We start from the raw sequence: 12,746 nt of genomic DNA, 5'->3' as shown, positions 1-12,746 counted from the left end.
CTGTTGCGGCGCGGGCTGAATATTGGGAGTGACCGGGGGCGGGAGCTGGATCGTCGGAGTGACGACCGGCGGTGGCGTTACCGTCGTGGGCGCGCCACGGAAGACATCGAGTTCGGGGCCTTGCTTGTCGGGATTGGTTTGCGGCTGGTTGCGCGGCAGGTTGAAGACCGGTTCCGTGCCATTTTCCTGCTGGGCAAAGGCGGGCGCGGCCAACAGCAGCGGCGCGGCGAACAGAAGCGAGAAACGGGACCCCATGGGTGGCAGCCAAGGCATAAGATCCAGTGAACCGGCCATGAACGAAAGGCAAGAGAGGCGTGACGATGACATGTGCCGTGCAATCGCGTAGATGGCCTGTCCATGACTGACACGCCGATTCCGATCCATCTGGGGCAGACCAGTGCCCTGCCCGCCCGTCCCGAAGAGGCCGTGCTGGATTATGTGCCCAATCCCCGGCCGGGCAAGCCCTATCTGGTGCGCTTCACCGCGCCGGAATTCACCTCGCTCTGTCCGGTGACGGGGCAGCCGGATTTCGCGCATCTGGTGATCGACTATGCGCCTGCCGCGACCATCGTTGAATCGAAGTCGCTGAAGCTGTTCCTGGGGGCGTTCCGCAACCATGCGGCTTTCCATGAGGATTGCACCGTGGGGATCGGCGAGCGGCTGTTCGCGGAGATGAACCCGGTCTGGCTCCGGATCGGGGGCTATTGGTATCCGCGCGGCGGGATTCCCATCGATGTGTTCTGGCAATCGGGGGAGCCGCCGGCGGGGCTCTGGCTGCCGTCCCAGGATGTGCCGGGATATCGGGGGAGGGGGTAACCCCACCACCGTCATCCCAGCCTGCGCTGTGATGACGGCGATGCCTTGTTTAACAAACGAACAATAGGGTTCGACCAACGACATTGGCGGCGGGGCGTCCGGCTTGACCGGTGAGGCGAAAGAGCCGATCCCCCTGTCATCAGGGCGCGGCGCATTTCTGCCGTGCCGTTCCAACGTGTCGGAGTTGCGAACCTCATGTCCTTTTCGAAGATTCTTCCGCTGATGCTGGCGGCTGCGCCTCTTGGTCTGGCGGCTCCTGCTCTGGCGCAGGCGCCCGCGGGTCCGGGCGCAGGCGTCACCACCCAGCTGCCGCGTGGCGCCGCGCCCAGCCATTATGCGATTCAGGTGACGCCCGACGCGGCGAATCTGAAGTTCAGCGGCAAGGCGACGATCGATGTCACCGTGGCGCAGGCCATGCCCGTGCTGGTGCTGAACGCCGCCGATCTGACCGTCAGCAGCGTCACGCTGACCCCGGCAAAAGGCAAGGCGGTGAAGGGAAGCGCGAAGATCGACGCCGATGCGCAGACCGTGACCTTCGATTTCGGCAAGCCGGTGGCCGCCGGGACCTACACGCTCGCCATCGACTATGCGGGTGTCATCAACACGCAGGCGAACGGGCTGTTCGCGCTCGACTATACCGATAACGCCGGGAAAGCGAAGCGCGCGCTGTTCACCCAGTTCGAGGCGCCGGACGCCCGCCGCTTCGTGCCGAGTTTCGACGAGCCGAGCTACAAGGCGACCTTCGACCTGTCCGCCGTCATCCCCGCCGATCAGCTTGCCGTCAGCAACATGCCGGTCAAGGGCAGCACCGATGCTGGAACGGGCAGGAAGCTGGTGACGTTCGGTACCTCGCCCAAAATGTCCTCCTATCTGCTGTTCTTCGGTCTGGGCGAGCTGGATCGCGCGACCAGGATGGCCGGGAATACCGAAGTCGGCGTGATCACCGGCAAGGGCAATACCGGCAAGGCGCAGCTGGCGCTGGATGCCTCGGCGGCGATTCTGCCCTATTATAACGATTATTTCGGCGTGCCCTTCCCGCTGCCCAAGCTGGATAATGTCGCCGGGCCGGGGCAGAGCCAGTTTTTCTCCGCCATGGAGAATTGGGGCGCGATCTTCACCTTTGAACGGGCGCTGCTTGTCGATCCGCGCTTCACCTCCGAAAGCACGCGGCGGACGATCTACTCCATCGTCGCGCATGAAATGGCGCACCAGTGGTTCGGCGACCTTGTCACCATGGCCTGGTGGGACGATCTCTGGCTGAACGAAGGGTTCGCCAGCTGGATGGCCACCAAGGTCACGGACAAGCTGAACCCGGAATGGGAAATGCTGCTCAGCCGTGTCGGCGGGCGCGAGCGGGCGATGACGCTCGACGCGCTGGCGACGACTCATCCGATCCTCCAGAAGATCCATACCGTCGATGAGGTGAATCAGGCGTTCGACGACATCACCTATGAAAAGGGCGAGGCGGTCATCACCATGCTGGAGGGCTTCGCCGGCGAGGATGCATGGCGATCGGGCATCCGCGCCTATATGAAGAGCCATGCCTATGGGAACACCGTGACCGACGATCTGTGGAAGGCGGTCGAGGGCGCGGGCGCCAAGGGCGTGGTCGGCATCGCGCATGATTTCACCAGCCAGCCGGGCATTCCGCTGGTGAAGGTGGACAGCGCGCAATGCCGGGGCGGGTCGACCCTATTGTCGCTGAGCCAAGGCGAGTTCAGCCGCGACCGCAAGGACAAGGCGCCGCTCAAGTGGAATGTGCCGGTGATGGCGCAGGCCATTGGCGGGGCGCAGCAGCGGCTGATCCTGAACGGGTCGGCGCAGGTCACGCTGCCGGGCTGCGGCGCCTATGTCATCAATGCGGGGCAGACGGGCTATTACCGCTCGCTCTATCCCGAAGCCAATCTTCGCTCTTTGGTCAAGGCCTTCACCAAACTGGCGTCCATGGACCAGATCGGCCTGTTGGCGGACAATTTCCAGTTGGGGCTGGGCGGCTATCAGCCCATCGGTCTGGCGCTCGATCTGGTGGATGCGGTGCCCGCTTCGGCCAGCCCGGCGGTGTTGGCCGAAGTGCCGGACTATCTGGACAGCGCACACACCATGCTGGAGAGCGACAAGGCCGCGCAGGCGCGGGTTGCCGCCTATGCGTCGAAGAAGCTCAGCCCGGTGCTGGCGGGCGTCGGCTATGACGCCAGGGCGGGCGAGGGGGCGCAGGTGCCGGTGCTGCGTTCGGCGCTGGTGTCGACCCTGGGCGGCATGGGCGACAAGGCCGTGGTGGCCGAGGCGAACAGGCGCTTTGCCGCGCTGGCGGGCAATCCGACGGCGCTGGATGGGCCGCTGCGCAATGTCTGGCTGCGGATCATTGCCGAAAATGCCGATGCGGCGACCTGGGAGAAGCTGCGCGCCATGGCCAATGGGGCGAAGAGCGACCTTGAGAAGAGCACGACCTTCGCGCTGCTGGGCGTGGCGAAGGATGAGGCGTTGGCGAAGAAGGCGCTCGACCTCGCCATGACCGACGAGCCGGGCAAGACCACCAGCGCGGCGATCATCTCCGCCGTGGGGTCGGAGCATTCGATGCTGGCGGTGGACTATGTGTTGGCGCACCGGCAGCAATATGAGGCGATGATCGACGTGTCGGCGCGCTCTCAGGCGATTGCGCGGCTGGGCGGCAATTCGGCCGATCCGGCGATGGCGGTGAAGCTGGATGGCTATGCGACCCAATATCTGACGCCGGAATCGCGCAAGGTGGTGGATCGCTCCATCGCCGCGATCAAGACGCGGATCGAGACGCGGGCGCGGCTGAAGCCGGCGTTGGTGGGATGGTTTGCGAAGAAGTAAATGAGGAAGGGCGGTGGAGTGATCCATCGCCCACCCTTCGTCACCCCAGCGAAAGCTGGGGCCTCAGGCGATCGCGTGCCGTGCTGGAGGCACGAGATCCCAGCTTTCGCTGGGATGACGATCCCTTTTAGAGTCCCAGCGCCTGCACGATGTCATCCCAGGCGACCAGCTTGAAATTCTGTGCCGCGGTGGCGTTGTGGTCGTCCTGCGCGACGAAAAGCCCGCCGGGATAGTTCGGTCCGAAGTCACCGAGCATCAGGTCGATGCCGTCGGTTTCCTCCGACCCGCCAATCGTCCCGTCGACCACGCGGAAGCGGCCGGCATAGCTGTCGTCGATCAGGCGATAGACGACATAGGCATTGTCGCCCTGGCTGGAGACGAGGACATAGCCGTCCTTTTCTCCGATGGGCGCGATGGCGACGCCTTCGGCATCCATGACGAGATTCCTGCCATCCGCCGCCGCGACCTTCGTGGGCGTGGCCGGGCCGGTGGCGCGGGCGTCGAAGCGCCAGAGGCCGACATCTTCCTCCGCCACATAGAGGATGCCGGTGCGGTCGTCGACGGCGCAGCCTTCCGATTGGGTGCCGAGTTTCAGGGTGCGGACGATCGTGCCGGTCGGCGCGGCGCCCGAGGCATCGAGCGCGATCTGGTTCACCGTGCCGTCCTTGAGGACGATGAAGGCATAGGTCGCTTGCCGATCGCGATACATGCAGATGCCATAGGCCTCGCCCCGGCCGGCATCGACCTTGCCGAGCGCCGTCAGCCTGGCGGTGGCGGGATCGAGGCGGAAGAGGGCGAGCCGGGCGTTGGCGACGTCGTTGCGGTCGCTGGCGACGACGAGGATGCCGCTCTGGCCATGGATGGCCACGCCGTCGCGCAGGTCGACATTGTTGACCCGGCCCGCGTCGAGAAAGTCGCGGGTCTTGCCGTCCAGGCCATAGACATACAGCCCGGCCTTCTTGTCGGTGCCGACGATCAGGCTCCGCGCCGGGTCGGCCGCATTGCGCCAGATTGCCGGATCGTCCGCCGCGTCGGCATTGGGCGTGCCGACCGGCGTGGTTTCTCCCCGCGCGGTCACCGATGCGGCCGGCGTCGCATGGGCGATGCGCCGCGCCAGAGGCGGTTCGGCCGTCATGGCCGCGCAGGCGCCGAGCAGGAGCATGGCGCCAAGGCCGGCAGATGACTGTCTGATCATGGTTCCTCCGTTTCGCGGTGCCTCCTGAACGCGCCGCATGACGGGAATGTGACAGGCGGGGCGCAAATATCGCCGCACATGTCACTGATTTGTCGTCGTTATTTCACGGGATTGTATTGCGGCGGCTTTAGGTGCCCCGCCAAGCCATTTCGACAAGGCTGTTTCCAACAGGGGGATATCATGCAGCATATGTTCGTCCGGCCGCGCGCCGGCGCCACGATCGCTCGTCTGGCTCTGGTGTGCGGCATTGCGGGCTGGGCCTTCGCATCGTCGGACGCCATGGCCCAACCCGCAATATCGTCGCCCGCCGCCGAAGAGGATATGGGCTCGATCGTCGTCACCGGAACGCGTCCGATCGCGGAATCCGAGGCTGCGGCGCTGGAAATCCAGAAAAATTCGGATTCGCTGGTCACGGTGGCCGCGTCGGATTCCGTGGGTCGCCTGCCTGACCAGAACATCGCCCAGGCCGCCAGCCGCCTGCCCGGCATCAGCGTCGAGCGTGATCAGGGGCAGGCCCGCTACATCAACCTGCGCGGTTCGCCCAAGACCTGGACCACCCTGTCGTTCGACGGCATCAATGTGGTGAGCCCGGAAGGCCGCGACGCGCGCTTCGATTCCATCCCGTCCGCCATTGCCGGCAAGATCATCGTGTCGAAGGCGGTGACGCCTGACATGCCGGGCGAAACGGTCGCGGGCAATGTGAACGTCATCACCCGTTCCGCCTTCGACTATGAAGGTTTCCATCTGGCGGGCAAGTCGGGCATGGGCTTTGCCGAATTGGGCGACAAGAGGGAATATGAAGGCGCGCTGGTCGTGTCCGACCGCTTCCAGACCGGCATCGGTGAAATCGGCGTGCTGCTGTCGGGCAGCTATTATGAACGCAACATGGTCACCGACAATTTCGAGAATGACTATGAACAGGTGTCGCAGGATCGCCGCCCCGGCAGCGCCACCCGCTTCTGGGTCGCGGAAACCGAGAACAAGCTGTATCGCCTGACCCGCAAGAACTGGTCGGTGTCGGGACGGTTGGACTGGAAACCGGACGATGCGAACAGCATCTCCCTGCGGTCGGTCTACACCATCTTCTCCGACGATGAGGCGCGCGACAATTACCGTTTCGACCTGGATGACCGCCAGTCGGACCTGTCGACCAGCACGGCCGCCTGCCCGACGACGGTGAATACGACGCCCACCACCAGCGGTTATGCCGATGTCTGCATCGGCAACACGCCGCAGCAGGGGACCATTTATGGCATCGACATTCGCCAGCGTTCGACGCTGCGCGCCTATCGCCAGTCGATCTTCACCAACACGCTGGCGGGCGATCATGAATTTGCCGACGGATGGAAGCTGAGCTGGGTCGGCAATTATACCGAATCGAAGGATGACCGCTCGGTCGTGGGCGAGGCGAGCTGGGACAGCCCCAGCACGCGCACGCTGCGCCCGACCGTCTCCTATGATTTCAGCGATCCGGACCATTCGCGCCTGACGCTGTATCGCACGCTGCAACTGGCCAGCCCGACGCGCTATGCGGCGGGCGCGCAGGTGACGGCGATCGATGATTTCACCAAGCCGCTGTCGGGCTTCACCGTGCTGGACGCGGTGGACACGACCAAGGCCTATACCGGCCGCGTCGTGCTGGCGCGCGAGCTGGAGCATGCGACGCTGAAGGCGGGCTTCCAATATGACCGCCGCACCAAGACCGCCGATGAGCAGCAGATCACGCTCAGCGCCGCGCAGGCCGCGACGATCATGCCGACCGATTACACCCAGTTTTCGACGGATCAGGCGTTTCTGGGCAAGATTCCCATGGGCTACACCTTCCGCTATTTCGATGTCGATCAGATGCGGGCGGCGTCGGACGCGGCGCAGGCGGCCTATGCCTTCACGCCGAACACCGCCAATAATTACACGGTGCGCGAAGAAGTGTTCGCCGGTTTCCTGATGGGGACGGTGAATTATGACTGGGGTTCGGCCGTGGGCGGCGTGCGGGTCGAGCATGTCAGGAACCATGGCTTCGCCACGGGGACCACTGCGGAAGCGACCCAGACGTTGGCCTTCCCCAGCCTGCACATCAATTATAATGTCGATGATACGAAGAAGCTGCGCCTGTCCTTCAACAGCGGCGCGGCGCGGGCCGATTATGACCAGATGCGCCCCAATGTGGTGATTGACGATGTCGCCCAGACCATATCGGGCGGCAATCCGGCGGTGAAGCCGGAGCGGGCCTATGGCGTGGACGCCTATTTCGAATGGTATGTGAAGCCGCAGGGCTATTTCATGGTCGGCGCCTTCTACAAGCATGTCGAGGATGTGTTGTACCGGCAGAGCCGCACCTTCCATTCGAACGCGCTCGACGGCAATGGCTTTGATCGGTCGACCTATGTGTTCACCGGCATCGCCAATGGCGGGTCGGGCCGCATCTATGGCATGGAGGCAGCGGCGCAGTTCCAGCTGGAACCCTGGACCGATAGTCTGGGCCTGCCGGAATTTCTGGGCGGCTTCGGCATCTCTGCCAATCTTACCCTGAATAATAGCAGGGTCGAAAAGCCCGGCGTCGACGGCATCCCGGCGCGCAAGGTGCGCCTGCCGGGCACGTCCGACTTCGTCTATAATATCGGCGGCTATTATGAGAAATATGGCCTATCGCTGCGCCTGCAATATCAGAACCGCAGCAAGTGGCTGGACACCATCGCCGATACGCTCGCTGATGCGGGCGACACCTATTGGGATTCGGATGACGAGCTGGATTTCTCGGCCCGCTATGCGGTCACGAAGAATTTCGAGATTTATTTCGATGCGTCGAACCTGCTCAACCATCCGGGCCGCCGCTTCTCCGATCCGGCGAGCCTGCTGACCGCAACGGGCATCCCGACGAAAAGCATCACGGGGCAGACGATCGAGTGGGAACGCTTTGGCCGTCGTTATACGGGCGGTATCCGGTTCAACTTCTGAGGCCGCTTTCCCCCTCCCGCAAGCGGGAGGGGGGGGGCAGGGGGTGGGCAGCGCAACGCCTGTTCACCCCAGCGGCGCACTCGCCCAATGGCGCAGCTTTGCATAGAGCGCCGCGATCACGGTGAAGAAGGCGACCACCGAAAGCGGCACCGCCCAGGGATTTTCCGCCACCAGCGCCAGCGGCGCGTCACTGTCGGTTGCCGCGACCATTCCCGCGAAAGCGACGCCGAACAGGCTTTCCCCGACGATGAAGCCGGTCGCCATCAGTACGCCCATGCGCTCGGCAAATTCGGGGTGGGACTGGCGCAGCGCCCAGCGATTATAGACATGGCCGATCACCGCGCCGACCGGGATCAGCAGGGTCAGCGCCATGGGCAGGTAAATGCCCATGCCGACGGCCAGCGGCGGCAGGCGCAGCTTGCCCGCCTTGCCCAGCAACTCGTCGACAAGCACGACGATGACGCCGATGCCGGCGCCGAAGCCGATCAGATTCCAGTCGAGATCGCCGCCGAGCACGCCCTTGGCCAGGGCGGAAATCAGCGCCGCCTGCGGGGCGGGGAGCGCGGTCGCCTTGGCGCCGGGAGCGCCCGCGAAGCCGAAGGCGCTGTTCAGCAGGTCCAGCACCGGCGGGATCACCAGCGCGCCGAAGATCACGCCGAGGACGAGGGCGACCTGCTGCTTCCAGGGGGTCGCGCCGACGAGCTGGCCGGTTTTGAGGTCCTGAAGATTGTCGTTCGAAATGGTCGCGACGCCGAAGACGATGGCCGTCACGAACAGGGCATAGGCGATGAGCGCCTGCGCCTGTTTCGGGTCGCCGCCCGAGCCGTAGATGGCCGCCAGGATCAGCGAGGCGCCCAGCACTGCGAGGATGCCGACACCGGAGATCGGGCTGTTCGATGCGCCGATCAGGCCCGCCATATAGCCGCAGACCGACGCGATGACGATGCCCGCGACGAGGATGTAGGCGAGCGTCAGGACGATGATCGGCACCGGGTTGAGTGCGATCGGTCCCCCTTGGGCGAACATCCAAAGCAGTACGCCGATCGGCAGCAGCGAGGCGAGGATGGTGCCGCCGACGATGCCGATGGGCAGGTCGCGCTCGGTCAGGTCGAGCAGCCCGGCATTGCCCGCCTTGCGCACCTTCGCGGCGGCCAGCGCCGAACGGATGCCGCTGACGATCGGTCCAAGGATCTTGAGCAGGGTCCAGATCGCCGCGACGCCGATCGTGCCCGCGCCGATGAAGCGCGCCTTCATGCGGAAGGTGGTGCCGACCAGCTCCGCCAGATCGGCGCCGGCGGGAAGCGGGGCAGTGAGATAAGGGACAAGGCCGACCCAGCTGATCAGCAGGCCGAAGAACATGGCGACGCCCACCGACAGGCCGACCAGATGGCCGACGCCGATCAGCGCCATGGAGAAGCTGGTGGAGACGCTGGACGCGCCCGCGCCGAATTTGAAGAAGGTGGCGGCTTCCTCTGCGATGATCTTGGTCTTGGCGAGGATCGAGAAGGCGGCAGCGGCGACCGAACTGGCGATGATGGCGGCCAGGCCGCGCTTATTCTCTTCCAGGCCTTCGCGGGAGCCTGCGCCGACCTTCAGCACTTCGGCGGCGGCGACGCCTTCGGGATAGGGGAGGTCGGACCCGGTGACGAGCGCGCGGCGCAGCGGTACCGAATACATGACGCCCAATATGCCGCCCAGCGCGATGGTGAAGGCGCTGAGCCAATAGGGAAAGCCCTGCCACCAGCCGATGATGACGAGGCCGGGCAGCACGAAGATGATTGCCGACAGCGTGCCCGCCGCCGACGCGATGGTCTGGACGATATTGTTTTCCAGGATCGTGCCGGTCGCGAACAGGCGCAGCACCGCCATGGAGATGACGGCGGCAGGGATGGAGGTGGCGAAGGTCAGGCCGATCTTCAGCCCCAGATAGACGTTCGCGGCGGTGAACAGCAGGGTGATGAGCGCGCCCAATATGACGCCGCGAAGCGTCAGCTCCGCCATTGGAGCCGCTATGGCCGAATCGCCTGTCACTGGACTGCTCACTGGTCTGCTCCCTTGCCTGCGCCTGTTTTATAAACGTCCGGTAATAATGTTGCTTGGGCGTGGATCAATCGGAAAGTGCAGGGAGGGATGTTCAGGAAGCGGAAGCGGGCTTGAGATCGGCGGCCATGGCCTCGTCCAGATAGGCGTCCACCAGTCTGGTCCAGAGTGTGTAGCCGCGCGGGTTCATGTGCAGCCCGTCCGCGCGAAACAGCGATGCGTCGGGCAGGCCGTCGGGGGCCAGCAGCACGCGGCCCACGTCCAGATAATCGAAATGCGTCGCGCGTGTCCGTGCCGCCACCGTCATGTTGACCGCCGCCATTTTCGGCCACAGCGTCCACCGGATCGGGCTGGGCTTGAGGGACAGATAGGCGATGTGCGCCTTGGGGTAATCGCTGCGCAACTGCCTGAGCAGGGTCAGGATATTGGTCGCGACCTCGCCCGGCGTCGCGCCCGCCGCAAGATCATTTTCCCCGACATAGACGAGGATGGAGCGGGGCTTTGCCTTGGGCAGGAGGCGCTTGTAATAATGCAGCACATCGGGCGTCGTCGCGCCGCCGAAGCCGCGATTGACCGTGCCGATGTCCGGGAAGCTGCCGTGAATGTCCCACAGGCGGATGCTGGAGCTGCCGAGGAAAAGGGTGGCATCGCGGATCGCCGGTCCCGCTTCATGGGCCTTGGCGAAGGCCTCGATCTCGCGGGAGAAAGGAAAGACGGGGTCCGGGTTGACCTTGAGCAGGGGCGGCGGCGGTTCGGCCGCGCGCGACAGCCCGCCCGGCGCGAGCAGCAGGGCGAGGCCCAGCAGCGCCCAGCCCGGCAGCGCCCGGCCGGTTTCAGTGCCGGTGGAGCGGGCGCAGCTGATATTTGCCGTTCGCATAGGGACCGAACATGCCGGAGATGGCGGGATGGTCGACAGGCTCCTCGCTGTCGTCCGCGATCAGATTCTGCTGGCTGACATAGGCGACATAGCTGGTTTCGCCATTTTCGGCGAGCAGATGGTAGAAGGGCTGGTCCTTGTCCGGCCGGGCATCCTCGGGAATGGCCTGATACCATTCTTCCGTATTGGCGAAGACCGGATCGATATCGAACACCACTCCGCGAAAACCGAAGCGCCGATGCTTGACGACGTCGCCGATGCTGAAGCCGGCATGGACGATTGGAGGGGCGGAGACATCGGGTCCGAAAATCTGAATCATGTCGTTCATATGACGCAATTTAGGATGGTTGTGGCCGGAGACAAGAAAAATGCTCGTGGCCGCTTGGCAAGGGTGAAATCATTCGCTAATGGCCGCCGCTCGACCGGGACGGCACACGCCGAACCTTCTGCGGAGAGGTGGCAGAGTGGTCGAATGCACCGCACTCGAAATGCGGCGTGCCGGCAACGGTACCGAGGGTTCGAATCCCTCCCTCTCCGCCACGACTTTTTAAGTCACCGTTTTCTCGTAACAATCTGATCAACCGTCGCTTTTTCAGCCCTCCTGCTACAAAGCGGTGCTACAAAAATGCGGTTGATGACGCATGTGCGACGGTCGAGTGATGGCGGATTCGAAGTCCGTCTTGTCGTGCCTGCGGACTGCCGGGAGAAGATCGGCAAAACTAATCTGACCAGACGCCTTGGCCGCGTTTCGAAGTCAGATGCGAACCGTCTCGCCGCTCCCGTCATCGGAATATTTCGCACGATGATAGATGCGGCACGATCTGGTGCGGCGGTCGATGCCGATTGTCGGTCGCATGATATTTCTGACTTCCACCCCATGTCGGGCGGTAGCGAACCAAGGCCAGCGCGCCGCTCATCGGTCAACCCCCCTCGACCCAAGGCAAAGCTTATGGATTTGTATGATGGCTATACGCGGGAGCGACAGCCATCAGCAGCCACTCTCAAACGCTGGCGACCAGTCGTTGCGGGTCTGATCGCCCATCTGGGGCATGATGATGCCAATCGGATCACAACCGACGACATTATCGGCTGGAAGGAAGCTCTGGCCGGACAGGGCGTCGCTGGCCGCACGATCCGGGAAGTGTATCTGGCAGCGGCGAAGGTCGTGTTCGCATGGTCGGTCGAAAATCGGAAGATATCCATGAATCCCGCGAAGGATGTTACGGTTCGCGTGCCCAAGGCGATTAGGGTAAGGGAGCGGGGATTTTCGACTGTCGAAGCCCGGACCATTCTGAAAGCCTCATTGGGAAGGGATTTTGGTCGGATCACCGACGATCACGCGAGGGGGCGTCGATGGATACCTTGGATTTGCGCCTATAGCGGGGCGCGTGTTGGAGAGATCGCCCAGTTGCGGGGCTGCGATTTCTCCATGGTTGATGGTGTCTGGGCATTACGGATCACGCCCGAGGCGGGTTCGACGAAATCAGGATCGGCGCGCTGGGTGCCGATCCATGAGCACCTGATCGAGCAGGGATTGCTGGATGTAGTGCGGAAGGCCGGAGCCGGTCCCCTATTCTATAATCCGATCCGCGCTCGTGGTGGTTCTGATGGAAACCCTCACTCGAAGAAGGTGGGCGAGCGTTTAGCGAAGTGGGTTCGGGAGTTGGGCGTCAATGATCCACATGTTCAGCCCAATCACGCTTGGCGGCACCTGTATAAAACCATAGCCCGTCGTGCTGGCATGGAGCCAGAGGCCCGCGATGTCATTCAAGGCCACGCCCCTCGAAGCGTAGGGGAGGCGTATGGCGACTGGCCCGTGGATGTCCTCGCCAAAGCAATGGCTATGTTTCCACGCTTCGAAATCTGAATGCGAAGGCGTGCTGTCGCTCGCCTCACCGCTTTGTAGCAGGAGGGCTGAAAAAGCGACGGTTGATCAGATTGTTACGAGAAAACGGTGACTTAAAAAGTCGTGGCGGAGAGGGAGGGAAGCCGATTCCGGTTTCTCGAACGCGCTGATTTTGGCCG

The 12,746-nt window shown here is 63.7% G+C and carries 8 protein-coding genes, 1 tRNA gene and 1 pseudogene; 5 read left to right on the top strand and 5 right to left on the bottom strand.

The window, feature by feature from the left end; all coding sequences use genetic code 11:
- Nucleotides 1–255, bottom strand: a pseudogene (locus RUH75_RS21905) (hypothetical protein); the annotation flags it as partial.
- Between the two features lie 102 nt (nt 256–357).
- Here RUH75_RS21905 and queF point away from each other — a divergent pair.
- Complete coding sequence (queF, locus tag RUH75_RS21900; protein WP_313809313.1) at nt 358–816, top strand: preQ(1) synthase; 459 nt, start codon at nt 358–360, stop codon at nt 814–816.
- 195 nt (nt 817–1,011) lie between these two features.
- Nucleotides 1,012–3,654 carry a M1 family metallopeptidase gene (locus tag RUH75_RS21895; protein ID WP_313809312.1) on the top strand — a complete coding sequence of 881 codons (2,643 nt, stop codon included), beginning with the start codon at nt 1,012–1,014 and terminating at the stop codon, nt 3,652–3,654.
- 127 nt (nt 3,655–3,781) lie between these two features.
- Here the strand turns inward: RUH75_RS21895 and RUH75_RS21890 are convergent, their stop codons facing one another.
- Entirely contained in the window at nt 3,782–4,816 is a 1,035-nt protein-coding gene (locus tag RUH75_RS21890; protein WP_313809315.1) for a phytase, read from the bottom strand.
- A gap of 213 nt (nt 4,817–5,029) precedes the next feature.
- Between RUH75_RS21890 and RUH75_RS21885 the strand changes: the two genes are divergently transcribed.
- On the top strand, nt 5,030–7,804 hold the full coding sequence (locus RUH75_RS21885) for a TonB-dependent receptor (protein WP_313809311.1): 2,775 nt from the start codon (nt 5,030–5,032) through the stop codon (nt 7,802–7,804).
- 63 nt (nt 7,805–7,867) lie between these two features.
- Here RUH75_RS21885 and RUH75_RS21880 read toward each other — a convergent pair whose 3' ends face one another.
- The 3 genes from RUH75_RS21880 to hspQ all read right to left on the bottom strand — a co-directional run bounded on the left by RUH75_RS21880 (nt 7,868) and on the right by hspQ (nt 11,049).
- A complete protein-coding gene (locus RUH75_RS21880) occupies nt 7,868–9,805 on the bottom strand; it encodes an OPT family oligopeptide transporter (RefSeq protein WP_313809314.1) in 1,938 nt (645 codons plus the stop codon).
- 133 nt (nt 9,806–9,938) lie between these two features.
- On the bottom strand, nt 9,939–10,721 hold the full coding sequence (locus tag RUH75_RS21875; protein ID WP_313809310.1) for a GDSL-type esterase/lipase family protein: 783 nt from the start codon (nt 10,719–10,721) through the stop codon (nt 9,939–9,941).
- Entirely contained in the window at nt 10,678–11,049 is a 372-nt protein-coding gene (gene hspQ, locus RUH75_RS21870; RefSeq protein ID WP_313809309.1) for a heat shock protein HspQ, read from the bottom strand. The genes RUH75_RS21875 and hspQ overlap by 44 nt, the downstream gene beginning before the upstream one ends.
- 122 nt (nt 11,050–11,171) lie before the next feature.
- Here hspQ and RUH75_RS21865 point away from each other — a divergent pair.
- Nucleotides 11,172–11,261 (top strand) — tRNA-Ser (locus tag RUH75_RS21865).
- Between the two features lie 409 nt (nt 11,262–11,670).
- Entirely contained in the window at nt 11,671–12,588 is a 918-nt protein-coding gene (locus RUH75_RS21860; protein ID WP_313809308.1) for a hypothetical protein, read from the top strand.
- Nucleotides 12,589–12,746: the final 158 nt, after the last annotated feature.

This window comes from Sphingobium sp., assembly GCF_032153725.1.
Lineage (GTDB): Bacteria > Pseudomonadota > Alphaproteobacteria > Sphingomonadales > Sphingomonadaceae > Sphingobium.
Note: the sequence above shows the minus strand (reverse complement) of the source record. Positions and strands in the feature narration are given on the sequence as shown.